Genomic DNA, 26,165 nt, shown 5'->3' with positions numbered 1-26,165 from the left:
GCTCTTTATTATTTAATTTTTAGTTATGCGATATAAACATTAACTAATTGTCAATGATAATTACCATGAAACATGGACAATATAATTTTATGACATTATTTTCATTTGACTGAGCAGAGAAATTTGAGTTAAATATCGAAGCTCTATACATAAAAAATTATCATTATGAATGAATTACATATTAAACTACAAAATTACAGTAGTACATATCCTGAAGAAATTGTTACAAAAACAAAAATGCTTGCATTTTTAAATGAATATGAAAACCCTTTTAGCTGAGATTTACAAATAGGACATTTCACTGCTTCGGCTTTTTTACTTAATAATGATAAAACTAAATTTTTATTGATGCACCATAAAAAGTTTGATAAGTGGCTTCAACCAGGCGGTCATTGTGATGGAGATAGTAATATATTAAATGTAGCGCTTAAAGAAGCTATAGAAGAATCCGGAATTAATGAAATCAAAACGATAAATAAGGAGATTTTTGATATAGACACCCATTATATTCCGCGAACTCATAAGGAGCCTGCTCATTATCACTATGATGTACGATTTTTACTAAAAACAGTAAATAATGATAATTTTATAAAAAATAACGAATCGAACGAACTTAAATGGTTTAACTTTTCTGATTATTCAAAATTAGATATTGAGCTAGAACGTTCCGTTACTAGAATGATAGAAAAGTTTATGACAATTAACCATCCTGCTTGTTAAATATAAATTATTGCCCTATAATAAATAGCGTTTTTTAAATAAAATGTAAATCAAATGCCATCATCTAAAATTTTTTCATTCCTTAGTAAGAACAAGGAAGATAATACTCCAAAAAACCTAGAAATTACGCATCCAGATTCAATTAATAAGAACAGATATCCGAACTCTCTAGCAGGTGAAGTTGTTACTATTAAACTTAAGGATCAAACTCAGCCTCATAATTTTATAAAGAGTGAAAAAGTTACCCTAACTTTATTTAAACCGCCTTCTTCTCAAAGTAAAGACGAATTTGATCCTATCTTAAAAGATGTTGAAAATATCTTAAAGGATTTGGAGATTTTCTTAGATAATATAGAGACTAAAGCTTTAGGAGAGATTGATTCATAGTAACATCGATAGTTTTATGCTGTAAGGTTCCTAGCTAAAAAGGGCATTACCCGCGTGGATCAAAAAACGCGTTCGGTGTCATACCGTGGCTTGACCACGGTATCTTGGTCACAGACTTGTATTCTTAGATCCCGTGGTCAAGTCGCGGGATGTATTTTATGCTATTTTTTGATATTCAAAATATATTTTTCTTACTGCATAAATCCACGCTAAGCATACAAAAGTAAATACCACCATTAGAATTGGTGAGATTAAGCTAAAAGTAGCGGTTGGAACTAAAGTAAAAATAATAGATTGCACAAGACCGCTAGAGGATTTGCCGACTTTTGCACTTATCACGTCAACCGCAGCTTTGCCTTTGGTTTTAAGCTCTTCATCAAGAGGGATATATAACATTTCTCTTGAAGTATCCCATATAGAATATTTAGTACCTTTAGCTAAAATATTTTGAATACCACCGATTGAAACGGCAAGAGCAAGAGGTGACATTAAAATTGCTCCATCAAATAATGATAAAATTTGTTGGTCAAATACGATAAGTACAAAGAACAAAATACCGGTCACCATTATTATAACCGGTGCAATAACTGCTGCTACAAACCAGTTGTGCATACGCATAATGTTATTACCGATGATGGTCATAACCATTATTGCCACGCCTGTCCAAAGTATATACAGACTGTTAAATTCAGCATAGGTATTTACAGTCGGATATAATTCCTTAATTTTTGCTTTCCATACGGCTTCGACTAAGTTAATAGCAAATCCGAAAGCTGCCGAACAAATTAAAAGTAGCCATAAATATTTTGATTTCGCAATATATTTAAAGCTTTTAATTAGCCCCATACGTTCTGAAGTTGAGCTACCGCTTTTTGCTTTAGCATAAAATAATGGATTAGTAAAAATGTTCTTGCTAATAAATCTAACTAACAAACAACAAATAATAGCAACAATTGCCACAATTGTCGTGGATACTTGAACTAAAGTGATTTTACTATCCGAAATACTCATAAACTTCTTAATAATAGTATCTTCCGATGATAGATTCATCATTAAAAAGCCGACTAATATTAAAGAAGAGTTGCCGAATAGCGAAAAGAGAGTATAAAATCTTTTTGCTTCTTCGGTAGTAGTAATTTCATTAGCAAACTGCCAAAATAATAATACGTAAAAAATATTAGGCCAAAGCTCGGCAAGACTATAATATACTATATAACCCCAATTACCTACTAATGAGATGTACCACTTAAAATGAGGATAACGTTCCATCCAGTCAGCTAGATTATCGGGATGTACATGAAAAATATGAATATTAGGATAGATTACAAAAGTGAATAAAACAAAAAAGCTGATAAAAAATGCACTTAAATAATAAAAGATCTTTTCAAAAGTAAGATAATTAATCATTTTAGCATAAATAATCACGAATAAAGCAGCGGCAGGCATAACGCAATAAACTTTAGCAAAACCTGCTACTTCTGCACTAATCTCGGAGATTAAAATACTATCTTTTAAGATTCGTAAAACATTTTGATTAAATAAAATACAAAACATTAAGATACTCATCGGAATAAACTTTCCGAGTTCGTAATTATGCACAGGCCAAAATGCCGCTCTGAATTTGTTTTTAAACGATCGTGATGAGGTACTTAGCATTATAAATCCCTAAGGACAAAAAAAAAACTTAAGCACTTCAAGATTTTATGAAAAGATATTTCCCCTAAAACTTTAGAGCCTATATACTTGTTATTACAGTCTGAAGGTGCTGAACTTATACAATATATTTAGCCTTTTGTCAAGAATTACTAATATAAGATTAGATACTCTCAATGCTAGATAGTAATAAATTACAGGAATATTTTGACCTTTATAATCATTATACAAAGACACCTAATTTAGGTAATTAATATTTAAAATCAGGTAAAATAGTAATGCAAACAGAGCATTATAGGGTGTTGTATTACTCGGCGTTATCCCGTGGTTTGTCCACAGGTTCCAGTAAAAATAAATTAAAAATGGATTCCCGTTTTCGTGAGAATGACAAAGGGGAAGTCGGGAATGACATAGAAAGAAGTCAGGATAACATCAAAACTTTCCTAATCATCCTCGCTATCTTCAACTCACTGGAAATATTTTTTTAGCTCGTGACAAAAGTTTTAAAGAAATATCGTTATATAGTAAAATAGATAAGCTATATAATAAAGATTTAAGTTATTTTAAATAACTTTTATTGAAAGAAGAAAAAGAGAAAGATAGGGGTATATTTGCTGCGGTGCTCGTTAATCATGGAAATAAAAAGAGATTTTCAAATAAGTTTTGGAAATATAAAGATGAAGAAGAAAACGATGATAAGAATGATGAACAACATACAATGCTGCAATATCTTAATCTGCTAGTTAATAATAAATGTAAAGATAAAGCCCCTGCACATTTTAAACCTGAATATTGTAATTCTATAGATGAAATTAATAATGAATGGAAAGAAGCGTGTGCTAATTTTAACAATTTATACAGTGAAATTCATGAAGTTTATGAAAATATTGCATCAGTTATTGAATGTAATAAAAAGAGAGTTAATTAAGGAAGAGGATTTAGGAGTGATATATGCAGAAGAAAAGAAGAGTAAAATGAGTTAGAATTAGAGCTTGATTATAAAAGCTCTCAAATACTTGAAATTGATTGTGAAATAAAATTATTAAATTTGGGTTTTTTTGAAAAAATTCATACATTTTTTAAAACCGCAAAATACAATTCTTGCTATGAGCAAAAACGGCATTTAATTAAGCTACAAAATAAATCTTCAGAAGAAATTGACCGGATCAAAACTGATATTAAGAATATTAAAGCTGCAATTAAGAAAATTGAAGCTTCTGTAGAAGAAATAAAACAGCTTAACGACGATATAAGCTTGGCTATCGTAAGTTTAAAAGATAAATATTTCAATATTAAGGATTTTGAAGAAGATTTATTTTGGAAAGATTGGCAAGAAAATTTTGAAGATTTAAATAAAGTCACTCCTTACTTTGATAAAGAGTTTGAAAAATTAAGATCAAAATTATTCATAAGTGCTGTAAGATTACCTGAGATATTTATAAATGCTAATGCTGATAATTTTTGGCATAGCCTGCAATATTTCTTTGATATAGCAGTGCATGCATCGGGTGACCCTAAGATAAACAAAATTTCTTTATGGTCATACCTGTTGTGTCTACAACTTTTCACTCATTCGATAAAATGTTGGCAACATCCGAACATAATGAAATTCCTTGGTTATTTATTGATGAAGCAGGGCAGATACCGCCACAATACGCAGCTAGTGCTATTTACAAATCAAAAAAAGTCGTAGTAGTCGGTGATCCGCTGCAAACAGATCCTATTTCTATATTAAAGCAAGATTTAATGAACAAATTATGTGAACATTTTAAGGTTTCATATCCTGAGTGGTCACCTTCGGAAGTTTCATTGCAAAACCTAGCTGACCGTAATTCTTTATATCAAAATAGCTTACGGTGACAAAATGATTTTTGCTACCTCTGACTGTAACTCTGATATTAGAACGATTTTAGGTACTTCAAAATGGATAGATATAAAAGATAATAAGGTTCAACGTTATAAATATGAATCGGAAGCCGAATTTCAAAAATTACTAGAGTTATTAAAACCAAGTATTAAAAGAGAAAAATGGGGATGATTTGCTCAAACAAATTTACATTATTACAATGTATAAAGATTACAGCGAATCTATTCGTAGAAAATTGAATGAAATATATGACGATTCAAGATATGAGAAAATAATTCAAGCATTTGGATATAAAAATATCGGCACTATTCATGCATTTCAAGGCACAGAAAACGATACGGTAATAATACTACTAGGAGCTCAGCATCCTCTTGATAAAGGTGCACGAAATATAATGACGCAAAAGCCGAACGTCTTAAACATCGGTATTAGCAGAGCTAAAAATAACCTTTATATTATCGGTAACCTTGAGATTTGGCTGAAACATAAATATATGCCGGAAATCTATAATATGCTTGGTGATAAAGATTATACTTAGATAGCACTACAAGAATTGGTTAACTGTCTAGACTGGGGGGGTACGTTATGCAAACCCTTAACCAGTTTAGATTAGCCTTGATTCAGGCTATGCTTAGGCCTGTTTATGCATTAGTACCAGCTCCAAATATTTAGTTTAAATATATTTTACCCCATGCTCATTAGTCCGGCTAAAATAAGCTCCTTATCATCATTATTAATTGCTTCGTAGATTAAATTAGGGCTTAGTAATGTAGTGGCAACTTGTAGCAATGCTGGATTATTGAAAAGCGGTTGGTAATAAATCCTTTGCTATAAATGTAATTATACTAGTGGATTCGTTTATTTCTTGAAGTATTATTGTCTCAATTTTCTTTCTTAAATCTATAACTGTTCCTTTAGTAATTTTGCCATCTAAAAGTTTCCCCATCCAGTTTGTTATTTGTGCTATACTAACATTGTTTTCTAAAGTTTGTACTTTACTTGATATTTCGTTTATTTGTGTTTGTATCACTGCACTATCTTTAATGTGAGCAGTTTCTAATTTCGTAATTATTTTTTTACTGTTGTGTTGAATATATTTAACTTTTGTTGCGTTTGTTTTTCTGCCATTTCATTAACTTCATCTTCTAAATCTACAACTGTCCCCTCGGTAATTTCGTTTCCTATAAGCTCTGTTATACTTTGAGTTATATTTATTATGTCGTTTTTATCTGTTAGCTTCTGAACCTGATTAAGTATTCTATATAAGCTATTCTCTATTATGGGCTTGTCTGCTTCATCAATATTAGTACTATTTTGTAAGTTAAAAATTATCTTGCCTATTATTTGGTAAATATTTGCTTCCTCTGCAATAATAAGTTTTTCGTCCTCGTTCTTATATATATATTTGTTTTATTGAATTGATTATTTAGCTCATTGACTCTTAAACTTAATAAGTCATATATTTTTTTAAAATTATTTTTTATAACTAAATTTAATACTGTTTCACCTTTATTATTAACATGATGAATAGCTTGATAGTCGTTCTAGGTATTAATCTCACAAACCCTTTCTAAACCCTTCCATACAGCTAAAGTTAAGGCAGTATCACCTCCATTAGTTATATGATTAATAAGTTTGATCCGGCATTCTTGAAATTAGCCACATGCATACCTCGCCTCAGCCTTTCCATACAACACAAGTTAAGGCTATAGTACCATAAGTTTTGGTAATAGTATTAATAGCCGGATCGCTCATTAGAGGGATTAGCTGCATGCATACTTTACCTAAGCCTTTACTAGCAGCATAAGTTAAAACCGTTTTACCATTGCTATTAATAGTACTAATAGCCTGATTAGGCATTTTAGAGATTAGTTGCAAACTTTATCTAATCCTTTATTAAGCAGCTAAAGTTAAAGACGTATCGCTGTTATCGTCTATCTTGTTAAGCATGTCACCGTTTAGCTCTTTAGCTAAATTTTCTGCTTCTTCTTCCTTACTTTCTTGTATTACTAAAATTAGTTGATTATATTTTAGCTCATCACGCTTGAGGTTTTGCTGTTGTTTTTCTTGTTCTTCCACTAGTTTTCTTTTTTCTTCCTCTACTTGTTGTGTTTCTAGTTCTTGCTTTTGCTGTTCTTCATATTTCTTTTCTGCTTTTTTTTGGTTATAGTTTTATTTCTGTACAGATATTCATTAATTATTTTAAATGTTGCCTCGCCTATGTTGTTCCAAGGAAGATAAAGCGACGTTAAAGATTTATTAGCTTTAAGTGCTGCAGCTAAATCTTTTGCTTGTGCATCAGTTATATTTTTATTACTAAGGTTACTTGTTGTACTTTCGGATAATCTTTTGTGCCAGTTTGTTTTAAAAATGTTTAGTATGAACATAATTATATCCTTATTATATTCTATAAATTTTAATATTTTGTTAAAAATGCGCTATAGACAGAATCATAATAAGAAACTTTAAGAACGTAATAGAACTTTAACTAAAAGCATAAATAAATTGGAATTGATTTAGGGAATTTTTGAATATATAGAAGATTAAGAGAGATAATTTTAATAAATGATAATAATTACAATTAGTAATTTAATATATTAGTTAATTATTTTAAACAATCAGTTACTACATTATTTGCAGCAACCGCAATCTCATTAGCAATTGAGGTTGTGCCTGTTGCACTTAAGCACAATGATCTCTCTATTTGCTGGCGTGTCACTAAGTATAGTACCGGACAATTTTTAAAAAGCCCTAGATGTCATCCCTGCGAAAGCAGGGATCCAGGCTAAAAAATCTTAATTTTAAAGATTTTTTATTATATCATTTTTTTCAAGGTAAAACTTTTAAAAAAGCTTTAAAGTACTGGATTTCCGCTTTCGCAGGAAGGCATTGTTGTGTGGATCAATTTCACCTCTGTCATCCCGTGGCTTGACCACAGGGTCCATAAAAACAATAAAAAATACTAATAATTTTAGTATTTTTAACTGGATCCCACGGTCAAGCCACGGGATGACAGAGGTGAAATTGATCCACGCAACAATGCCTCGCGGGAATGACAGTAGCACCTCAAATTGTTTGATTAAATCAGTCATAATTTAATCCTTTAAATAATATCTCAACTACTAAGCTATAATTATTGTAAGTTGAGTATTGAAGTGTTATAATATCTTATGTGGGTTCGTCCTTGTCCACCAATGAGTTGAAGAGGTCGTTTACTGGGTAGCGGGATACGACCTTTTGTATGTTGTGATTGCGTAGTGAACGCCTTAGATTTATTCCTTAATTTCTGCTATTTTGCATCTCGATTATATACCAGCTACCGGCTGCATCTTTAACCTTTAAATCAAATATGCTTTTTTGCCTTTATTGAGCATAGGTACTTGCTCTATGGGCATAAACTCTATTTCTTTAATTCTAAAACCCTCCTGAAGTTCAAGAACTGCATTGATACATTCCTTTTATCTCTCTAAATCACGAAAGATTTTTTTAAACCAACTATCATTCGTTGGGTCTAAATATCTTTGCATATTAATTACTACTTTTAGTATTGCTTATATTATTTTCTATATTTAGTAATTATGGCTTTTGATATCTTACTTAATGTACTTTCCGAATAAACCGTAATTTTTTGGTGTATAATTGCTACTCATATATTAATTCTATTAAACCTAAGGTTACAGGAGATAAACCTTATATTTATATAGTGTATTATAGCTTTTCCTACTTATGATTTAGCAGATTTTTATAATTTATGTTGTAATCAAAAGCTGAAATAGCTAGGTTATTTTGAATAAATAGAATTTAACTATTGTAAGAAGTAAAAAATGAAAGAACAAAAATTATTTATAAATGATATGAATTATATAAATCAACACTTGGAAATACAGAAAGAGTACAAGGTTGGTATTGGGGTTTGTGTCACAAATACGATAGTAGTTTACCTTATGTTTCTTGGCGTACTAATGAAGATATAAATGATATAAAAAGGACAGTTTCGCAAGGCGTAAATAATATATTTGATGAAGTAATAGATGGTTTTCGCAACATAAGTGATATAAAATTGGCTACCTTAGAGGCAGTAACACAATTAAAAGATTTAGTAGCAAAGGATAAAGTAAAATTAATGTACCATGTGTAATAATGGTAGCACAGACTGTAGTAATAAAGAAGAAACGTTGAAATTTTTAAACCTTTATATTTCCGGCCCAACCCTTGAGCTTTATTTAAGTCCTCACTCAATTCTGGTAATAGATGCAATTTTTATACACAAAAACTGAAAAATTTTGGTATAAACAATTAATTCTATTAAAAAAATTTTTTACAAAAAGCCCTGCAATCCCTTATTTTACGAGGAATGGCCCCTAGTTTGTATAGCGTACATATTTTTAGAAAAAAAATGGCTAAAATTGGTGCAATTTGTAGAAAATAACGTATAAGTAACAGAAAATATTAGAGAAAAGTCTAGCATAAACTAACATATGAATAGCATAGAACATATTAGTAGGTTTGTATTAAGAGCTAAAATCCTTGTTAAATCAAGGCAATAAGGCGATAATGTGTATTTGCGAACCTAAATTTGAAAGGCAGAAATCTTGATTACTCCTTGGCTTTTCCATTCGATAAACTACAAGAATTGGCTAACTGTCCAGACTGGCGGAGAGAGAGGGATTCGAACCCTCGATACGGTATGACCCGTATAACGGTTTAGCAAACCGCCGCCTTCGGCCACTCGGCCATCTCTCCGGTTATGGCTTTACTTTATATCATCTAATAAGCAAAATTTCTAGAATTATTTTATAATTTTTCTAACTAAATATAAGCATTTTCCGGCTTTACGGAATTGCCCATAATCAAAGCTTCCTTATCAAATCCGGATAGCCTTTTAAAGTCCATATACCAATAACTAGGTAAATCATCCCAACTACGGAAATATTCAATATATTTGTAAAACTGTTTAGCCTTGGCTTCGAGAGTTTCAATATCCGTGTTATCATCACAAATATCAAAAAGTTGTTGGGTTATGTAATAAATAGATTTAGTATCATTTTTATATTTATCTATTAAGTACTCTATAATTTCGATTCGCTTGTTTAAGCTAAGATTATAAGAGTCTGAAATTAACAATTTTACAAAATTCTCATTATCACTGCAGATGCTAAATAATATGTTCTGAATGTTCTCAAATAATTTCTGATATTTAACTAAAAATCTATTCCAAGTTATTGCTTTAAGATTGACAAAACTCTTATAGTCTTTTGGTTGGCATTCGGGAATATATTTTTGTAACGGAAAAATTGAGGTTATCTAAATTTTGATGAAAATTGTTTAATTCTTCAAAATATGCAGCCATAAAAATGATTGTACACTGAGTAATAAGAAAATCTACAAAATAAAATTGATGATATTTGAATATCTGCTACTAACTTGCTGTCTAGTTTTCTAATATCATTTACTATATCACCTATATATTTTAACTCTTCATCCGTGTGATCTACATATTTAATATTTAAATCTTCAAAGGTAATAACTTTACCTTCGGCTATTTTATCTATTATTGTATAGTTTTTAATTATAGGTTCTTCATAATTAGCAATAATATGAATTTCCGGATTATATATATCTTTGAAGTTATTTCGCAGCATATTTTTTACTGCTTTTACCGTATTTTGATTTAGATAATCAAGCTCTAATATATAGAGAATATTGGTAAGTAATAAACTTGCATGATCTATTTTATTAAAAGGAGCAACATACCATGGATATTCACCTTCTTTAATGTCTTTTTGGATAAGAGCAATTTTTTATAACATTCTTCTCTTAAAAATGTATCATTAGTAGCTGTTAAGGTTAAATTTTATAATCCTCTATTACCTTGTCTAAATAGCTCTGCCAATCACTAGTGAATAATTCTAGCAATTGCTTAAAAAAACTAAAACTAATTTGCATATAATAATATTAAGTTAATTTAAAAACTTTATGAATCAGAAGTTATTAGAGGCAGTTATTGACTAACGTTATCTAAACAATGCTGTAGTTCTTCTAAATTACTTATATTACTTAACTTATATGGATAATTAATTTTCCGGAGCATATTTGTTAGTACGCTTCCTGCTCCTATTTCTACTATATGAGCGATTTCTAATTTGTGAAATAGTTCTAAAGTTTCACGCCATCTAACTCGCCCGCATATCTGAAGTATTAAATTTTGTTTGATTTCTGTAGGATCTAGAGTAGGTTTTGCGGTATAATTTTGGATTATCGGTATCAGAGGTTTATTAATTACAGCTTTATCAAGAGCTACTCGCATTTTTTCTTCTGCCGGTTTCATTAAGCTACAATGAAATGGAGCACTGACTTTCAGCTTTATCGCTTTATAACCTAAATCTTTAATGATACTAATAGCATGATCTATAGCTGTGGTCTTGCCGCTAATAACTATTTGTCCTTCGATGTTATCGTTGGCAATTTGGCATAAATTTATTTTGTTGATCTCTTCTAATATTTCTTCAAGTTTTTGAAGCGGAATATTGATACAAGCCGCCATGCTTCCCTCACCTTCAGGACATGCTTCCTGCATAGATGTACTACGTATATGAAGTAGTTTTGCTGCTGTCTCAAGGTTAATACTTTCGGTGCTACATAAAGCACTATATTCACCTAGTGAATGACCGGCAGCATAATCGCAAAGACTATCCAAACTTTTACCGGTTTCGGCTTTGATAATATTTATTATTGCCATAGATACTGCCATTAATGCCGGTTGTGCGTTAGTGGTTAAGGTAAGTTCTTCAGAAGGTCCATTAAAAATTATATCAGTGAGTTTTCGGTTTAGTACTTCATCAACGATTTGAAAAGTTTCTTTGGCGGGTTTAAAATTATCATAAAAATCTTTTCCCATACCGATCAATTGCCACCCTTGACCGGGGAAGATAAAAGCTGTTTTCATATTTTGTATTATCAATTTTATTAATAGATTTTATTAAAATTTTCTAAAATAGTCAAATTATTTTAAGCATTTTAACACTGTTTTTCAATTGTTACGCTATATATAATTTTTACAAAAGTATTAATTTTTCTTAGCTCTATAACTTGATTACTTCCAACTAGTACTATAAATTAAACTAAGAAAATATAAACAAGGAAATTAGTTATGAAGTTAAAAGAATATTTTAAAAAGTTAGAAAGTACAGCTTTTGGTCCATGGCTTGCTGCATTTAAAAAATTATTTAGTAAAGAGGCATTAGAAGAGGAAATACTGAATATAAAACTAAAGGAATCTGAAAAGCAAGAGGTTAATAAAAAAGATTTAGTTATTTTATCTAATAATGTTATTGAAATTGGACAAAAAGATACAATAGCGCATGAAATTTCAAGAGTTAACCAATATAAAGAAAATATAGGTTTGGTATTTACTCTAATTACCAATATTCAATTAGAAAAATTTGCAGAATTTATCTCTAATTTAGCGAAAAAACATAGTGAATTTAAGGATTACTTTCGTAGTGAAGAACAAAAAGAGGGGTTTTTTAAAGAAGATGCTTATAAAAAAGTTGTTAATAAAGGTAAATTAGTTGAAAAATTCCAAAACTCATATAAATATAATTATGAAAAAATAGAACAAAATGTTCATGAATTACAAGCGTATTTAGATTCATATGAATATAATTGTGGTATTCTTAAATCTGATTTATTAAGGCATGATTATTATCATAATGCATAAATTATTATGCTATCTATTTTAGAAGTAGTGGTTTCAATAAAAATCTTATTAATTTTCTTATGACAATATCTATAAATGATTTAAATTTAAGATATAGGAGTTAAATTGAAATAAAAAATATTTAAGTTGAAATTTAAATAAATGTTACTACTATTATGTAGTATCTAACTAAATTCTGTGAAATTAATGATGTTTGATCAGTTAAATATCTTATATCCTCTGTTAATAAGTATTGTTATTTTTCTTGTTGTAGTTGTTATTTCTAAAATAACAAAGTATAAACAAGCCTTAAAAGAAAAAAATTTAAGTATTATTCCTTATGACCTTTTTCATAAGCATAATGCAGGGATGGTAATTGTTTAACCTTTCTATTTTAATTCTTGCTTTATTTTCAAAGAAACTTTCTAAAATTTTTAACATAAGACGCTATTTAAATATATGTGCGTCTTAATAGTCTATTATATTTAATATAGCAGCTACTAATTGAGAGATTTATCGCAAGTTTGTTTGGCCATTTCATACCAGCAATTTTCAGAAGTGGTAGATTTATTACTAAAACCGCATATAATCAGCCTGTCTTTAGCTCTTGTCATTGCAACGTAGAGTAGTCTTATATATTCTTGCAAATCTTTTAATTTTTCAGCTTCTTTCAGCTCTTGCAAAAACTCAGGAGTATCGGCAGCAGCATTAGCAGAGAAAAACATTTCTCCTTTATCATCCCAAATAAATTTATTGCTGCTTATCGGTAAAGTAGTAGAATCGCATAATATAACAATAGGAGTTTCAAGCCCTTTAGAGCCGTGGACGGTCATTACTCTTATTTTGTCTGAATGCTCTATATCACGTTTAATATAGATATCGTTATTCTCAAACCAAGCAACGAATCCTTGCAGTGAATTATCTATATCATTTGCATAGTTTTTGCTTAATGTTAATAGCTCATTTATCATATCATCACTATCATCATCGTAAATCTCTCGTAAATTTAGATTATGTACCACTAAATCAAAGAAGTTCTCAACAAGCGATATTTTATAAATTTCAATTAGAGAATCTAACTTATTATATATCTCCTCATGTGAAGAGAGTATATCCCATAAGCTATTCTCACTTTTATTTACAAGAAGTTCGTATAATTGCTGCTCGCTTATTCCAATAATCGGTGATTTTAGTAAACCGGCAAGATTTAAATCATCATCAGGTAGTAACACAAATTTAGCTAATGAAATTAAATCCATTATAGTTAGATTTTCCTTAAGGTTCATTCTATCGCTTACCTCAACTTTAAGCTTAGCTTTGCTAAGTTCTTTGATCAGATTTTTACTAAATTCATCTCTCTTTCTGACTAATATCATGAAATCTTTTTCAGATATTCTGTTTGCAGTAGACGGTAAAATTTCTTCGCTTTCTATTTGTTCTTTTATAAAATTTACGATTTTTTCTATGAGTAAATCGGCAGCAGATTTAGAATTTTTATAATCTTCAGGTAGTGCCCAAAAAAGCTCTTCTTGTTTTTCACTCGTCACTAATGGCCAAACCGTTACAGAGCCTTGATGTGTACGAAATGAGGATATTAAAGGATTATTCGAAAGGAATAAACTCGGGTAATTGGATTTTATATTTTTTAAAACATTATAAGTAAATTGTAAAATCTCTGTACATGATCTATAAGAATATTCAAGGGTGATATTTTTGAATTTCTTATTAGCATTTGTAAGATTTGCTTTTAGTCGCTCATTTACTAAGTTGAAATTATGAAGATCAGCCCCTTGAAAACTGAAGATCGATTGTTTATCATCGCCGACTATGAAAACACTATTATTTGGCCTCTCTACAGCATTAAACTCTGTTATTAAAGTAGTAATAATATTCCACTGCGAGGGGCTTGTGTCTTGTGCTTCATCGACAAGAATATGATTTATCTCGCTTTCAAGCTTATGCAGCAACCACTTATGAGTAGTTTTATTATTTAGTAATTGCTCGGTGTAGTAAATTAAATCGTCGTAATCGAGTAAATTATTTTCTTCCTTATATGAATCGTATTTTTTTAAAATAATATGCGCAAGTTTAGTAAGTAAGTTCGTATGATATTCTAGCTCTTCTATGCGACGCAGCTCATCTAATCGGTAAATTTCAGAGGTAATTTTTTCTAGCTCTAGTAATAATTTAGGATATTTCCTTATTAATTCTTTCGATAAAAGGCTTTTTCGTTTTTTCCCATCTTTGGTAAAAAAAATTTCTTTCGGTGCTATCTCCACATCATACTCGGCAAATAAGTTTGTTACCTTATCGTAAATATTATTTAATTCCCCTAACGCTAATCTTTTATTAGATATTTCTTTGGGAATTTGCTTATTTATAAATAACTTTCTGAATTTAATTTTCTGCTCGATTATCTCGGTAAAAATATCTTGCAGAGTTATTTCATGAAATCGGTTAAGTAAAATTTTCATTAAGTCATTATGTTCATCGCTTAAGTAAATTTCGTTTCTGATATTTAGGAAGATATCTTGTAATTTAGTTTCTTCAAGGATTTTAAATTCTGGTGTTATGCCGGCTTCTAAGGGAAAAGTGTTAAGGATTTTTTGACAAAAAGCGTGAATTGTATAGATATTTAAAAGCTTATTGCTATTTAGTATTTTATCATATAAAGTTTTTGCGTTTTCTGTGTCTTGCGGCGATGGCTTATTGCCGCTCATTAAGAAAAGTGCTTCTTCTAGTTTCTCAGCGTTGCAAAGAGAAAGATATTTAAGTCTGCTATTAATCCTTACTTGCATCTCTATAGCTGCAGCATTAGTAAAAGTAAGGCATAAAATATTGGAAGGCTCTACGCCCGTTATTAACAGACGTAAAAATCGATCGGTTAGGATTTTGGTTTTACCGGTACCGGCAGATGCCGATACCCAAACGGAGTAATTAGGATCGGATGCTTCTCTTTGTAAGTCACTCATTTATGTATCGATTTTCTACTGTTACCCCGTGGCTTGACCACGGGGTCCAGTCTTTTTAATTATTTTTCTGGACCTCGCTACAAGCTCGCGGGATGACATCCAAAGCCATATAACGACGCCGATAAATTACATATATTACGATTAAAGAAATAGCAAGTCCAAACCAAGTTAGGGCGTATTCTAAATGGTCATTTCTGATTGCTGCTAAATGATTTATTGCAAGAGGTAATAAAATATCTAGATTGCTAATATCTTTTCCTTCCGCAATAATATAAAAATTCTCAAGATCTAAGCCTAACACTTTGGATGTTTCTTTTAAATTTAGCGTTAGCCACACATTATTTTTTATATCGTTAGCAGGTAAGTAGATACGAGTTTTTTCTGATGGCATGGTAACACCGATAATCTCGTGCGGTCGGTCGTTTGTAGCTTGCGTGATAATATTTTTATTGCGATTACTGAACCAACCTCGTGCTACTAAAATCACTTTATCTTCTATGGTTTTAAAAGGAGTAACTAAATAATATCCGTCTTTTTCACTCGACATTGACCTTCTACCGTATAAATATATGTCTTTATTAGGCAAAAATTGACCGGTAATTTTTACTTTGTGATAAGGTAACCCGTCTTGAATTTCTGCTAAATTAATTGCAGGTGAGGTTAGGTTAGCTTGCATTGAAGCTAAAAATAATTTCTTTTCTTTTAAACGACTAAGCTGCCAAAAGCCTAAAGAGATAAGTATTGTAAAGGTTATAAATACAAGAAAATTTGTTTTCATAGATAAGGGGATTATTGATAATCGTCATTGCGAGCGACTAAAAGGAGCGTGGCAATCTCATGAAATAATATAAAATTCCTGAGATTGCCATGTCGAGGCTTTGCCTCTCCTCGCAATGACGTTTTACTAAGCAGTTTTTAAAATCCTACTGAGAAACTCTTTATGTTTTTGCAGCTCTTCTTTTGTAGGTTTAATAACAATAGTAGTTTGCTCTGTTTTGTTATTTACTTGATTAGTTGCTAAATTATTTATTACGGCAGATTTATCAACCATTTTAAAAGCGGATTGTCTACCGCCCATTAACTCTACATATACTTCTGCAAGTAATGCGGCATCTTTCAAAGCTCCGTGAAGCTGCCTACCTGAATTATCAACTTTAAATCTTTTACATAATGTATCAAGATTATATTTTGAGCCTGGAAACATGCTTCTAGCCATTACTAAAGTATCAATAGTATTTGCTAGTTCCAAGAGTTTAATGTCGGTTCTTTTTAATAATGATAATTCGTGATTTAGAAATTTAATATCGAAAGGAGCATTATGAATAATCAGTTTGCTATCTGAAATAAACTCTAAAAAATCATCGGCTATTGTATGAAATAGAGGCTTGTCTTTTAAAAATTCGCTGGATATGCCATGAATTCTATAAGCCTCAAACGGCATATCTCGCTCAGGATTAATATAAAAATGAAAATTCCTGCCTGTTAATACCTTATTTACCATCTCAATAGCACCGATCTCAACGATTCGATGACCTTGTCGTGGGTCAAGTCCCGTAGTCTCGGTATCTAAAATTATTTCTCTTAAACTTGACATTCCAAATCCTTTATTAGCGTTGCTATTTGTTTTTCCAAGTCTAACATATCAACGCCGCTATTTATAGCAAAATCTGCTTTTGCTATTTTGCTCTCTTGTGATAGTTGAATTTCTTTGATTTTATTATAAATTTCTATATCAAACGAAGATCTCGTTATTGCTCTTTGCATTCTTATTTCTTCAGAGCAGTATATTGTTACGACAAAATCAAAATATTTATCAAATTTAGCTTCATAAAGCAGCGGTATTTCGGCAAAGCAAAACTTGGAATTAGCATTTTCTTTTTTAAATAAAATGAGTTTATCTATTAGTAAGGGGTAAATAAAATTTTGTAGTTTTTCTCTAGCTAGGTCGTTATTGTAAATTAAATTACTGATTTTTCCAATATTGAAAGACTCAAGTTCAGGTAGTAATTTTAAAATCTGAGTTTGCAAAACTACATCTTGATATAATTCTTTTATGCATCTATCGGCACAAAAAGTTTTATATCCTTTGTCTGCTAAATAATCCAACATAAAAGTTTTACCCGATGCATAGCTACCGGTAATACCTATTGCTAACATTTTGTTATAAAAATTTTATGTTCATTAGCGAGTTTTATAGTTAATTCCTCTTCGACTATAATTACGTTATTTTTTTGAATCGCTACCCCTTTGTAATTATATTTAGCAAGATTCTTTATAGTATTAGGACCGATCGTCGGCATATCTAGTCTATTATCTTGACCGAATTTCGCTATTTTTACTAATACTCCTCCATGAGGATTTTTACGTAAATCTGCACATCTCGTTATTAAATTATCCGTTCCTTCGGCAGCCTCTATACCAAGTATATAGCCACTTTCAACTATAACCGATTGTGCGATATCGAATGCACTTAGATGATTCAATAATTTTATTCCAAGCTCAATATCATTTTTATCTGAACTTATAGGGTTAGTATCGGTTATAATATTGGAGTTACCTTGTTGATTTTTATATATTTCATTACTTGAAATTACCTTGAAACCGTAACTTTCAAAAAAATCCGCTACTATTTTTAGCAAACTATCATCTCCTCGAATTTTTTGCCCAACTATTTTGAAAAGCAATAAACCGCCTATTTTATCTACGGCTAAATTTTTAAAATTCGGTCTATTAACTCCACCGATAAAAATAATATTTTTTACCTTATGCTCCTTAAAATATTTTATAGCTTCCCCGACCATACCGATTTTTAAAATCTTATATTCAAAATCTTTAATTTGCTCTATATCAGCTTCGTCTTTAATTGCTGCGATATAGCAATTACCGCCTTGCTTTGTATAATTACCTGCTATTAAGTAAGGTAATGAACCTCTGCCGGCGATAATTCCAAGATTTGGTAGCATAATTAAGTTTTTAATTTAGAATTCTAACCATTTATTATAAGTCCATTTTTAATATAAATCTAGAATTCTTATTTGACCTTTACATTTTAATCAAATTAAGGCATAATATTTGGTGCTAATATAGCTATAGTAATAAACGTAATTTAGAATAGAGGTTGCGGACTCGGGGGCAGTACCCGACGCCTCCACCAAAACTTTCTAAATAACTTGCTCCTAAAGGTAATTTGTCGGTATTCGAATCCTCACGTTACTTGCGTGTATCCTGCGGTTCTGCGTTCCGTGTCGCCTTCAAATTTCTCTTTATTAGCTACGTCATTTAGAAAAGTTTAAATATGTAATAACTCTTAAAGAGTAGACAATACGAAGTTCATCGAGTATTTTTGGGGGCGAAATAGGATCGACGTGCCTAATAAAAAGATTGCTTTTACTCGGGATGATTCCGCCGATGGCTTGTGCCATATGGGTCAAAACAAAGAAACGCAAACGATAATAATCGTTCTGTAGGTTGTTTAGCTTTAGCAGCTTAATCCTACGCGGCTGGAGGGTTTGCCGGGCAACAGAAAAACCCTCACTTATACTTGTTTAATTTGAAAAATTGGCATTGCCTAAAAACGGTTGATCTTGTCATTGCAGGCGAATGTAGAGAATGTGGTAATCTCATAAAGTAGGACTCCTGAGATTGTTTCGTCAAAACTTACAGTTTTTCCTTGCAATGACTTACACTGTTCAAATTAAACTTCGTCGACCTATTTTTATTTATTTTTCTCGTATGAATATTGAATATAAAAAATTTGTGTATGAATCTATGCTAGAATTTGTGAAAAAAATTCTAACAAAAATTCAGCATGAAAATTTATATTGGGATCAGTTAATATACATATCGTACAGAACCGATAACCCTGCGGTAATTTTACCTTCAAAAGTTAAACAGGCATATCCGAAACAGATAACAATAGTACTGCAATATCAGTTTGAAAATTTAATAGTAAATGATACGGGCTTTTCTTTAACAGTAAGTTTTGACGGTGTTAAAGAAATAATTTACGTACCTTTTGATGCACTTATTAGCTTTGTTGATTCCAATAATAATTACAGTCTCACTTTTAATCAGTCGTTAAATATACATGAAAATCCTCAACATGAAGAGGCAATAAGTAATAATAAAAGTTATCAGACTTCATCATCTTCAAGCCCAAATGTTATAATGTTAGATAAGTTTCGTAATTCTTCTAAACCTAGTTAATGCATATTATGGATTCAAAAGTAGTGATATATACTGATGGTGCATGTGCGGGTAATCCAGGTCCCGGAGGGTGGGGCGCTTTGCTTCAATTTAATGATACTAGCAAAAAAGAAGTATTTGGGTATGAGTTAGATACGACTAATAATCGTATGGAAATTACGGCAGCACTTGAAGCCTTGAGGATTTTAAAAAAATCTTGTAATATTGAGATTTATACCGATAGCAAATATTTGCAACAAGGAATTACCGTTTGGATTCATAATTGGATAAAAAATAATTGGTGTAAAAGCAACAATGAACCCGTTAAAAATGCCGATTTATGGCAAAAATTATACGCAGAATTGAGTAAACATACTATTATTTGGAAATGGGTAAAAGGTCATGCAAATAATAGCGGTAATATTGCTGCCGATAAACTTGCAGTGCAAGGAAGAGAAACTGCTATAGAAATTTTAAAATGTCGTGGATAGATAAGTTTTTTATTACTTTTTTTCACAAAAAAGTAGGAGAAGATGAGTTTTTGAATCAATATTATGAAAGCCGTAATATTGATTATTTAGGGCGTCCAAGGAGGTTTGTTATTTATAAAAATGTAAATGAACCTACAAAAATTCCGCCAAGTTGGCACGCTTGGTTACATCATTTAGTAAATGAGATACCAAAAAATATTCAGCTTTTTCCATGGCAAAAGAATAATAAAATAGTTAAAAAGCTGCCTAAAGCATCAAATCTTAAATATAATAGATGGCAACCGTAATTAATTAATAAAATATAAAAAACAATGCAACAGAACATTATTGAAACAATTATAGGCTTTGTAGTATTAATTATTGCTTTGCTATTTTTGATTTTTGCCTACAAAACAGGTAGTTCTATAACTAGCTCAAAAGGATATCAGGTAACTGCTCATTTCCAAAGTGCGGAAGGGATAGCAGTTGGAAGCAACGTAATGATTTCAGGTATAAAAATCGGTAGTGTCAAGCAAATTACTTTAGATCCAAATAGCTTTGATGCAAGTGTATATCTAAATATTAATGATGATGTTAAAATACCTAAAGATTCTAAAGCCCAAGTAGTCACCAGCGGGTTACTTGGAGGTAAATATATTTCAATTGTACCGGGTAATGACGATGAAAATTTAGCGGCTAATGAAGAGATAAAATATACTCAATCAGCAATTAATATTGAATCATTAATTAATAAAATTGTTTCTTCATTCGGTAGTAAGTAGAAGTAATACGAAATAAAAAATCATTAAATTTAGCCAAATCTAGTTTAGATTCGGTTTTTTTATTGTTTAAGCTATTGTAAAGTTCTTATAAGAGGAGCAGCGTACAAGTTTTGTAGGCAAAATAATTTGCTTAACAAAATGTACACTAATAAAGGAGTAAATTATGCAAGAATCAAATTCAAACTCTGCTAAAGCAGATGTCGAAGGTATCAAAAAAGATATTGAAAGCTTAGTGTCAAGATTACCTAATTTAAAAGGTAAATCCGGAGATATTCTAGATGAGCAGTTAGGTAATTTATCATCCCGTTATGGAACATTATAAAGATAAAGGAATGGATAAAGGTAAAGCTAATGTAGCGGATTTATGTGAGTCGACACGTGACCACCCTTTGCGGAATCTTGCTTACGCTTTTGGTGCAGGTGTATTGCTCGCTATTCTTATGAAATAGGTAATTCCATGTTAAAATCTCTAATATATGAATTATTAAAAAGTAGCATTAAGCAAGAAGAGAAATCTTATGGCAAACCATTTGTCTATTTTTGAAATATTCTAGGTTTAGTTTTAATAATTATTGCTAATTATTGTTATTGTTCGGATAGTCTAGAATTTGTTATTTGAGTGTCTGATTTTGTTTTTGGGAAATCTACATTATCTTAGCCAAGTGTATGAAAGTGTTTAAGCTTTCTTCGTCGTCTTTGGTCATTATATAATGCACTTTGACATATATAAGCATTTGATGTGTTTTGTCCGATATTTTATTTTTCTCTAAAAACGCATATGATTTATGAGTATTGTTATGTTCATCTTGTAACTAAACACTTTATTTACTGTAACTGATTTATCGGATTTTGATATAAAATCATCAATAAAATAGTTTAAAGAATCTCTAAATAATTCGCTTAATTGCTTATCATTTTCAAGTTCTTCATATGATAACGATCTTGCGGTTTTCAACTTAAAATAAGATTTCATTTCAAGAGCAGAATATCTATCGCAGTTATTATTAAGAATTTAATATAACATTTTTTTATCAAAATATGCAGGTATTATTTTTAAATCCTTATTAATAATTTGCTGTTTGTAATTAAGATAATTGACGCATAAACACGATAACAGTAGCTGTAAGACCTGCAACTAAGATAGACTATAAAGTTAATGATTGAAAAAGCATATTTTGAATATATTTAATGATGACTACCAATGATAGTATAGTATTGTTACTTTTCAATCTAAAAATGAACCATTATTACTGTATATTATTTATTTTTTCTTTCAATTAGTTTATTTATCACATATCTACCCATGCTAATAAAATAAAGTAAATTTAAAGTACTAATTGTTAGTTTGTTTCTTGCTTTTAACGTTACTATTTGCTGGGGAATACAGTTAAATCTATATAATTACAACTTCTTATTTATCGTGTAAAGTGAAATTTTCTATTGATTTTTATATAAAACAGTATAAATTTCTTTACAATTTAATTTTTTGTAAAGAATTTATGCTAGGCTATGAAAAAGAACAGAAAAGTTTAACAAGCGACCAAAAAGCAGCCACGGGAATTTTATCTACAGCTACTTTTCTTGAGTATTTTGATTTAATGTTATACGTCCATTTAGCAGTATAAATGAATTGTTCTTTCCTAAATATGATGCGAGTGCAGCTGTTCTTCTCTCTGCCTTTACCTTTGGTTCTACCTTTATATTTAGACCACTAGGAGCATATGTTTTTGGTCGAATAGGTGATATAAATTAGGGCGAAAATCTACTGTTATTATCTACCTTAATGGCTTTATCCTGTATAATTATGGCAAATGCTCCTGCTTATGAATAAGTAGGTTATTTTGCTGCTGTATTAATCACAATTTGCTCTGCAATTCAAGGTATAGCTTTTATAGGTGAAATAGTTAGTAGCAGAACTTTATTTAACTGAAATTACAAAACCACCTATATAAATATCCCGTAGTTTCTTTTATCGCCGTAGCATCAGTAATGGGGACAACTGTAGCTTTAGTATCTTTAGTTCTACTCAAGGATTTAATTGGCGTCCTGCCGTTTAGATAGGTGCAATTATTGCAGTTGTGAGAGGCTACGCTAAAGCTCATCTTAGAGAAACGCCTGATTTTGTAGATGCAAGTGCTAGACTTTTACGAAAATATGAAAAAGCAAATATCGACAAAAAAGAATTAAAAAACGATGAGATTTTTTACCAAAAACCTAATAAGAAGACAACTATATATTTTTTCATAATGGTTGTGTTGGGCCCATATTTTCTACTATACTTATATTACTTGTGGTGAAGTTTTAAAGAATGCATTTGGATATAATGCAGCTCAGGTTATTCATCATAATTTTATTATTTCAATGTTCCACCTAGCTAGTATGTCTTTAATATGTTTTCTAAGTTATAAAATATATCCTTTAAAAATTCTTATAGTAAAATTAGCTTTACTCTTATATTTATTCTATTTGCACTATACCTTTTAAAAAGTACAACTACACCTTTCCAGCTTCTTTTAATTCAAATAGGTTTGATAATATGTTCATTTGATACTGTTCCTGCTGTTTCAATCTTTTTTAGGCTCCGGTTTTTAAACGCTTTACAGTAGTATGATATATGCTGTTTCTAGAGCCTTAATGTGTATAATCACTTCGTTTGGAATTATATATTTAACAAAATATTTGGGTCAATATGGTTTGTTTGTTGTGATGGTTCCATTACTTATAATTTGTATGTTTGGTCTAAACCATTTTCAAAAGTTGGAAAAAGAAGCAGGTTATTCATAGTGAATAATGATATTTATTTTTGTTGAGAAAATTTATCTTTGTATAAAAACCTATAGCAAATTTCATTAAACTTTTCTTCAATTTCATAACACTCTAAATGTATAGCAACAACTAGAAACTTCTTAAATGTTTCCACAATGATCTGCTTCGCTTTTTCAGGTGATTTAGCTGCTAATGTTTGTACATTATGAATACGATCAAATAATTTTATAAGTGTGGTATCCTATCTTTTTTGCTTAATTAATAGGTTTAAGCTTTCCTCGACACTGATTTGTCCGTGAGGTTTTAATTCTAGTTAAACCTTCTACATGTTTTGCTATTTCTTTACCAAAAATTTCGATGATCAGCTTTTCAGTAAGTTCTGTATCCTCAATAGTATAGTGGAAGTAGAGCAGCATTTATCATATTAGAAGTAAAAAGCTTAGGCGCTTCGTCTGCTACAAACTTTGCAAGCATAATCGCTACTTCGATCGGGTGCGAATAATACGGATCACCTGACTGACGCATTTGTGAACCATGATATTTACGAGCGTAGTAGATACCTGTTTTAACTTCCTCTATATCAACAGGATTTTTTACTTTAGTGTTTAAATATTCGAGTTTATCCAGTAGCTTTTTAGCGTAAACACAAATTTCAAACTTTTCTTTCCAAGAGTTTATATCTTCCATAAAAGTTATTTTATTTATATTAATAATAGTTGATTACAATGAAAGCAAAAGTTTAAAACTTGCAATAACAAATAATTTTTTAACTTTAAATAGATTAATAGTTTTTGGTTACATTGTATTTAAACAATTTCATTTTGTGTTATTATTTATTTTTGCTTCTTGTTCTTGCTGTAATTTATACCCTGCTGCTTTTTCTTCTATATAGTTAAAAAAGAAATAACAAAAAGTTAAAAAACTAGTGAGAATAATAGCAAATGTTATTAATATTAACTTAAGCTCTTTCCTTGCATTGTAGGCTTTTAAATGCTTTTCCTCCTCTTCATCTATTATTCACTCAAAGGTTAAAGTTTCTTCTTCTTGATTTTCCATATTTTAACTCTTATAAATTAGATTATATTATGAATGGCAGAGTTTAATTATCATTTTTAAGAAAAGTAATCTATAAAGTAATTAAAATAAGTCAATGACTATAATTATTTAGAGTTGAAAAGATTATCATTACGCGGGAATGACATCGGAAGGCTAAATTACAGCATAAAACAACTACTTTTAGGTGATACCTGCTTTTAATCTTAATTTTTATATTCCAGGATAAACTATAGTATGCTAAGATATTTTTTTTAAAAATAAGTGATTATCAGTGTCAAAATTTTCTTTTAATATTCATCATCAGCATAAAAAAGCTAGAAACGGTATTATCGTAACCGCACACGGTGAGATGCGTACACCCGCTTTTATGCCAGTTGGAACTAGAGGAACGGTTAAGGCAATGCTACCTGAAGCGGTAGCAGAAACGGGGGCGGATATATTGCTTGGCAATACTTACCACTTAATGCTTCAGCCGACTGCCGAACGTATAGTACAGCTTGGTGGCTTACATAAATTCATGAATTGGGATAAGCCGATATTAACCGATTCTGGCGGTTTTCAGGTAATGTCGCTATCGAAGTTATGCAAGATAACCGAAGAGGGAGTAAGTTTCAGCTCTCATATTAACGGCAATAAATATATGTTAACTCCTGAGCGTTCTACCGAAATACAATATCTGCTCGGTAGCACAATCACTATGGCTTTTGATGAATGTACGCCTTACCCTGCAACCTTTGAAGAAGCTAAAACTTCTATGCAGCTTACGACTAGATGGGCGAATAGATCACGTAATGCTTTTGTTAAGCGGGAAGGCTATGCACAATTCGGTATTATTCAAGGTAGCGTTTACGAAGAATTACGTGAGCAATCGGCTAAGGATCTAGTAGAACTTGATTTTGAGGGTTATGCTATAGGTGGACTTGCAGTAGGTGAGGGGCAGGAGCTTATGTTTAAAGTACTTGATTATGCTCCTGATTTTCTGCCGCAAAATAAGCCGCGTTATTTAATGGGAGTCGGTAAGCCTGCTGATATTATAGGTGCGGTTAGCAGGGGTATAGATATGTTTGACTGCGTAATCCCGACACGCTCAGGTCGCAACGGTCAGGCTTTTACGAAATACGGTACGGTAAATATCCGCAATAGCAAATATGCCGATGATAACAAGCCGCTAGAACATGATTGCCTATGTCCTGCTTGTAGAAACTATAGTAAAGCTTATCTACATCATTTAGTTAGAATCGGTGAAATACTTGGCTCTATGCTAATGACATGGCATAATTTAACATATTTCCAAAATCTCATGAGCCGTATTAGAGCATATATTAAACTAGGTAAAGATTTTGATTTTGATTCTTAAAGTGACTAGTTATAAAACATGCCTTATTACATGTAAACGTACTTAAGTAGGTTATGTTATGAAAAAAGTTTGTGCAGATCACATTTCAGTGATTGTAACTAGACAAAAACAAAAACCGGTGGTTATTATGTCGCTTGAAGATCATAATGCTATGGAGGAAACTATACTTATTAAAAAGTCCTAAAAATGCTGAAAGACTAAAACGAGCAATTAGCGATGTTGAAGAAAATAAAAATTTTAGGAATTGGATT

The 26,165-nt window shown here is 30.8% G+C and carries 33 protein-coding genes, 1 tRNA gene, 1 other RNA gene and 6 pseudogenes; 22 read left to right on the top strand and 19 right to left on the bottom strand.

The genetic code is table 11. The annotated features are described in order from the left end of the window. The first annotated feature begins 165 nt into the window (after positions 1-165). Genes TENJIKU01_RS00390 through TENJIKU01_RS00380 form a run of 3 tightly spaced genes read left to right on the top strand, consistent with a single transcriptional unit; the run spans position 166 to position 1,107 of the window. The gene (locus TENJIKU01_RS00390) at positions 166-279 is read left to right on the top strand and encodes a hypothetical protein (RefSeq protein WP_014365450.1); all 114 of its coding nucleotides are present in this window, start codon (positions 166-168) and stop codon (positions 277-279) included. 9 nt (positions 280-288) lie between these two features. After that, positions 289-720: an NUDIX hydrolase gene (locus TENJIKU01_RS00385; RefSeq protein WP_082894428.1), complete on the top strand. Its 432-nt coding sequence runs from the start codon at positions 289-291 to the stop codon at positions 718-720. 54 nt (positions 721-774) lie between these two features. Continuing rightward, entirely contained in the window at positions 775-1,107 is a 333-nt protein-coding gene (locus tag TENJIKU01_RS00380; protein WP_064428772.1) for a hypothetical protein, read from the top strand. A 156-nt stretch (positions 1,108-1,263) separates the two neighbouring features. Here the strand turns inward: TENJIKU01_RS00380 and tlc5 are convergent, their stop codons facing one another. Then, on the bottom strand, positions 1,264-2,763 hold the full coding sequence (gene tlc5, locus TENJIKU01_RS00375) for a GTP/GDP exchange transporter Tlc5 (protein WP_064428771.1): 1,500 nt from the start codon (positions 2,761-2,763) through the stop codon (positions 1,264-1,266). Positions 2,764-2,936: 173 nt separating this feature from the next. Between tlc5 and TENJIKU01_RS10415 the strand changes: the two are divergent. The 7 genes and pseudogenes from TENJIKU01_RS10415 to TENJIKU01_RS00360 form a co-directional block, all read left to right on the top strand. After that, positions 2,937-3,105: pseudogene (locus TENJIKU01_RS10415) on the top strand (poly-beta-hydroxybutyrate polymerase); the annotation flags it as partial. Continuing rightward, positions 3,090-3,271: pseudogene (locus tag TENJIKU01_RS10410) on the top strand (alpha/beta hydrolase); the annotation flags it as partial. The pseudogenes TENJIKU01_RS10415 and TENJIKU01_RS10410, both read left to right, overlap by 16 nt. Before the next feature lie 66 nt (positions 3,272-3,337). Beyond that, positions 3,338-3,688 carry a hypothetical protein gene (locus TENJIKU01_RS00370; RefSeq protein ID WP_227779757.1) on the top strand — a complete coding sequence of 117 codons (351 nt, stop codon included), beginning with the start codon at positions 3,338-3,340 and terminating at the stop codon, positions 3,686-3,688. A 120-nt stretch (positions 3,689-3,808) separates the two neighbouring features. After that, a pseudogene (locus TENJIKU01_RS10405) lies at positions 3,809-4,102 on the top strand (hypothetical protein); the annotation flags it as partial. Between the two features lie 194 nt (positions 4,103-4,296). Further along, the gene (locus TENJIKU01_RS06870; RefSeq protein ID WP_082894427.1) at positions 4,297-4,620 is read left to right on the top strand and encodes an AAA domain-containing protein; all 324 of its coding nucleotides are present in this window, start codon (positions 4,297-4,299) and stop codon (positions 4,618-4,620) included. 4 nt (positions 4,621-4,624) lie between these two features. Then, positions 4,625-4,798: a hypothetical protein gene (locus TENJIKU01_RS08730; protein WP_162839891.1), complete on the top strand. Its 174-nt coding sequence runs from the start codon at positions 4,625-4,627 to the stop codon at positions 4,796-4,798. A gap of 28 nt (positions 4,799-4,826) precedes the next feature. Continuing rightward, a complete protein-coding gene (locus tag TENJIKU01_RS00360; protein ID WP_064428770.1) occupies positions 4,827-5,165 on the top strand; it encodes an AAA domain-containing protein in 339 nt (112 codons plus the stop codon). A gap of 258 nt (positions 5,166-5,423) precedes the next feature. Here the strand turns inward: TENJIKU01_RS00360 and TENJIKU01_RS00355 are convergent, their stop codons facing one another. The 6 genes and pseudogenes from TENJIKU01_RS00355 to TENJIKU01_RS10400 all read right to left on the bottom strand — a co-directional run bounded on the left by TENJIKU01_RS00355 (position 5,424) and on the right by TENJIKU01_RS10400 (position 8,154). Beyond that, positions 5,424-5,657, bottom strand: a complete 234-nt coding sequence (locus tag TENJIKU01_RS00355; RefSeq protein WP_064428769.1) for a hypothetical protein — start codon at positions 5,655-5,657, stop codon at positions 5,424-5,426. 647 nt (positions 5,658-6,304) lie between these two features. Further along, entirely contained in the window at positions 6,305-6,505 is a 201-nt protein-coding gene (locus TENJIKU01_RS00350) for a hypothetical protein (protein WP_227779753.1), read from the bottom strand. Between the two features lie 18 nt (positions 6,506-6,523). After that, positions 6,524-6,706, bottom strand: a complete 183-nt coding sequence (locus TENJIKU01_RS00345; RefSeq protein ID WP_064428768.1) for a hypothetical protein — start codon at positions 6,704-6,706, stop codon at positions 6,524-6,526. Between the two features lie 35 nt (positions 6,707-6,741). Beyond that, complete coding sequence (locus TENJIKU01_RS00340; RefSeq protein WP_064428767.1) at positions 6,742-7,014, bottom strand: hypothetical protein; 273 nt, start codon at positions 7,012-7,014, stop codon at positions 6,742-6,744. Between the two features lie 456 nt (positions 7,015-7,470). Continuing rightward, positions 7,471-7,719 (bottom strand): palindromic element RPE4 domain-containing protein, encoded by a 249-nt coding sequence (locus TENJIKU01_RS08085; protein WP_064428766.1) that lies wholly within the window; start codon positions 7,717-7,719, stop codon positions 7,471-7,473. Between the two features lie 246 nt (positions 7,720-7,965). Continuing rightward, a pseudogene (locus TENJIKU01_RS10400) lies at positions 7,966-8,154 on the bottom strand (hypothetical protein). A gap of 386 nt (positions 8,155-8,540) precedes the next feature. On the opposite strand from TENJIKU01_RS10400, the gene TENJIKU01_RS08725 reads away from it, so the two are divergent. Further along, complete coding sequence (locus TENJIKU01_RS08725; protein ID WP_172794996.1) at positions 8,541-8,765, top strand: hypothetical protein; 225 nt, start codon at positions 8,541-8,543, stop codon at positions 8,763-8,765. 513 nt (positions 8,766-9,278) lie between these two features. On the opposite strand, the gene TENJIKU01_RS00325 is transcribed toward TENJIKU01_RS08725, so the two are convergent. From TENJIKU01_RS00325 to fabD, 4 genes are all read right to left on the bottom strand, one after another. Beyond that, positions 9,279-9,370: transfer RNA gene (locus TENJIKU01_RS00325), tRNA-Ser, on the bottom strand. A 66-nt stretch (positions 9,371-9,436) separates the two neighbouring features. Beyond that, on the bottom strand, positions 9,437-9,751 hold the full coding sequence (locus TENJIKU01_RS09145) for a hypothetical protein (RefSeq protein WP_064428765.1): 315 nt from the start codon (positions 9,749-9,751) through the stop codon (positions 9,437-9,439). A 209-nt stretch (positions 9,752-9,960) separates the two neighbouring features. Then, a complete protein-coding gene (locus tag TENJIKU01_RS00315) occupies positions 9,961-10,269 on the bottom strand; it encodes a hypothetical protein (RefSeq protein ID WP_064428780.1) in 309 nt (102 codons plus the stop codon). Positions 10,270-10,628: 359 nt separating this feature from the next. Beyond that, on the bottom strand, positions 10,629-11,573 hold the full coding sequence (fabD, locus tag TENJIKU01_RS00305; RefSeq protein WP_064428764.1) for an ACP S-malonyltransferase: 945 nt from the start codon (positions 11,571-11,573) through the stop codon (positions 10,629-10,631). A 204-nt stretch (positions 11,574-11,777) separates the two neighbouring features. Between fabD and TENJIKU01_RS00300 the strand changes: the two genes are divergently transcribed. Beyond that, positions 11,778-12,347: a hypothetical protein gene (locus TENJIKU01_RS00300; RefSeq protein ID WP_064428763.1), complete on the top strand. Its 570-nt coding sequence runs from the start codon at positions 11,778-11,780 to the stop codon at positions 12,345-12,347. Between the two features lie 186 nt (positions 12,348-12,533). Next, positions 12,534-12,710 carry a hypothetical protein gene (locus tag TENJIKU01_RS08720; RefSeq protein WP_172794992.1) on the top strand — a complete coding sequence of 59 codons (177 nt, stop codon included), beginning with the start codon at positions 12,534-12,536 and terminating at the stop codon, positions 12,708-12,710. A 116-nt stretch (positions 12,711-12,826) separates the two neighbouring features. Here TENJIKU01_RS08720 and TENJIKU01_RS00295 read toward each other — a convergent pair whose 3' ends face one another. The 5 genes from TENJIKU01_RS00295 to TENJIKU01_RS00275 all read right to left on the bottom strand — a co-directional run bounded on the left by TENJIKU01_RS00295 (position 12,827) and on the right by TENJIKU01_RS00275 (position 18,261). Then, positions 12,827-15,298 (bottom strand): UvrD-helicase domain-containing protein, encoded by a 2,472-nt coding sequence (locus TENJIKU01_RS00295; RefSeq protein WP_064428762.1) that lies wholly within the window; start codon positions 15,296-15,298, stop codon positions 12,827-12,829. A gap of 55 nt (positions 15,299-15,353) precedes the next feature. Continuing rightward, the gene (locus TENJIKU01_RS00290; protein ID WP_064428761.1) at positions 15,354-16,076 is read right to left on the bottom strand and encodes an SURF1 family protein; all 723 of its coding nucleotides are present in this window, start codon (positions 16,074-16,076) and stop codon (positions 15,354-15,356) included. A gap of 126 nt (positions 16,077-16,202) precedes the next feature. Further along, on the bottom strand, positions 16,203-16,892 hold the full coding sequence (dnaQ, locus tag TENJIKU01_RS00285; protein WP_064428760.1) for a DNA polymerase III subunit epsilon: 690 nt from the start codon (positions 16,890-16,892) through the stop codon (positions 16,203-16,205). Further along, positions 16,880-17,455, bottom strand: coding sequence for a dephospho-CoA kinase (gene coaE / locus TENJIKU01_RS00280; RefSeq protein WP_064428759.1), 576 nt, complete (start codon positions 17,453-17,455; stop codon positions 16,880-16,882). The genes dnaQ and coaE overlap by 13 nt, the downstream gene beginning before the upstream one ends. After that, complete coding sequence (locus tag TENJIKU01_RS00275) at positions 17,449-18,261, bottom strand: LpxI family protein (protein ID WP_064428758.1); 813 nt, start codon at positions 18,259-18,261, stop codon at positions 17,449-17,451. Before TENJIKU01_RS00275 ends, coaE begins: the two co-directional genes overlap by 7 nt. A gap of 74 nt (positions 18,262-18,335) precedes the next feature. On the opposite strand from TENJIKU01_RS00275, the gene ssrA reads away from it, so the two are divergent. The 6 genes and pseudogenes from ssrA (at position 18,336) to TENJIKU01_RS10395 (ending at position 21,184) form a co-directional block, all read left to right on the top strand. Then, positions 18,336-18,834, top strand: a transfer-messenger RNA (tmRNA) gene (ssrA, locus tag TENJIKU01_RS00270). A gap of 196 nt (positions 18,835-19,030) precedes the next feature. Then, positions 19,031-19,504: an SspB family protein gene (locus tag TENJIKU01_RS00265; protein ID WP_064428779.1), complete on the top strand. Its 474-nt coding sequence runs from the start codon at positions 19,031-19,033 to the stop codon at positions 19,502-19,504. Next, the gene (rnhA, locus tag TENJIKU01_RS00260; RefSeq protein ID WP_064428757.1) at positions 19,504-19,974 is read left to right on the top strand and encodes a ribonuclease HI; all 471 of its coding nucleotides are present in this window, start codon (positions 19,504-19,506) and stop codon (positions 19,972-19,974) included. Before TENJIKU01_RS00265 ends, rnhA begins: the two co-directional genes overlap by 1 nt. Beyond that, the gene (locus tag TENJIKU01_RS00255; RefSeq protein WP_064428756.1) at positions 19,962-20,261 is read left to right on the top strand and encodes an NADH-ubiquinone oxidoreductase subunit NDUFA12 family protein; all 300 of its coding nucleotides are present in this window, start codon (positions 19,962-19,964) and stop codon (positions 20,259-20,261) included. The genes rnhA and TENJIKU01_RS00255 overlap by 13 nt, the downstream gene beginning before the upstream one ends. Positions 20,262-20,285: 24 nt before the next feature. Next, positions 20,286-20,735: an outer membrane lipid asymmetry maintenance protein MlaD gene (mlaD, locus tag TENJIKU01_RS00250; protein WP_064428755.1), complete on the top strand. Its 450-nt coding sequence runs from the start codon at positions 20,286-20,288 to the stop codon at positions 20,733-20,735. 163 nt (positions 20,736-20,898) lie between these two features. Then, positions 20,899-21,184, top strand: a pseudogene (locus TENJIKU01_RS10395) (hypothetical protein). 195 nt (positions 21,185-21,379) lie between these two features. On the opposite strand, the pseudogene TENJIKU01_RS10390 reads toward TENJIKU01_RS10395, so the two are convergent. Next, a pseudogene (locus TENJIKU01_RS10390) lies at positions 21,380-21,877 on the bottom strand (hypothetical protein). A gap of 357 nt (positions 21,878-22,234) precedes the next feature. Between TENJIKU01_RS10390 and TENJIKU01_RS06835 the strand changes: the two are divergent. Beyond that, the gene (locus tag TENJIKU01_RS06835; RefSeq protein WP_082894430.1) at positions 22,235-22,360 is read left to right on the top strand and encodes a proline/betaine transporter; all 126 of its coding nucleotides are present in this window, start codon (positions 22,235-22,237) and stop codon (positions 22,358-22,360) included. A gap of 1,528 nt (positions 22,361-23,888) precedes the next feature. Here TENJIKU01_RS06835 and TENJIKU01_RS00225 read toward each other — a convergent pair. After that, complete coding sequence (locus TENJIKU01_RS00225; protein WP_064428753.1) at positions 23,889-24,188, bottom strand: bifunctional (p)ppGpp synthetase/guanosine-3',5'-bis(diphosphate) 3'-pyrophosphohydrolase; 300 nt, start codon at positions 24,186-24,188, stop codon at positions 23,889-23,891. Positions 24,189-24,317: 129 nt separating this feature from the next. Further along, complete coding sequence (locus tag TENJIKU01_RS09240) at positions 24,318-24,518, bottom strand: hypothetical protein (RefSeq protein WP_227779761.1); 201 nt, start codon at positions 24,516-24,518, stop codon at positions 24,318-24,320. A 310-nt stretch (positions 24,519-24,828) separates the two neighbouring features. Between TENJIKU01_RS09240 and tgt the strand changes: the two genes are divergently transcribed. Next, positions 24,829-25,914, top strand: coding sequence for a tRNA guanosine(34) transglycosylase Tgt (gene tgt, locus TENJIKU01_RS00220; RefSeq protein WP_064428752.1), 1,086 nt, complete (start codon positions 24,829-24,831; stop codon positions 25,912-25,914). A 58-nt stretch (positions 25,915-25,972) separates the two neighbouring features. Next, complete coding sequence (locus TENJIKU01_RS09235; protein ID WP_082894424.1) at positions 25,973-26,098, top strand: type II toxin-antitoxin system Phd/YefM family antitoxin; 126 nt, start codon at positions 25,973-25,975, stop codon at positions 26,096-26,098. The last annotated feature ends 67 nt before the right edge of the window (positions 26,099-26,165 follow it).

Source organism: Rickettsia sp. Tenjiku01, assembly GCF_001653015.1.
Classification (GTDB): Bacteria; Pseudomonadota; Alphaproteobacteria; order Rickettsiales; family Rickettsiaceae; genus Rickettsia; species Rickettsia rickettsii.
This window is presented reverse-complemented; position numbering and strand designations above follow the sequence as displayed.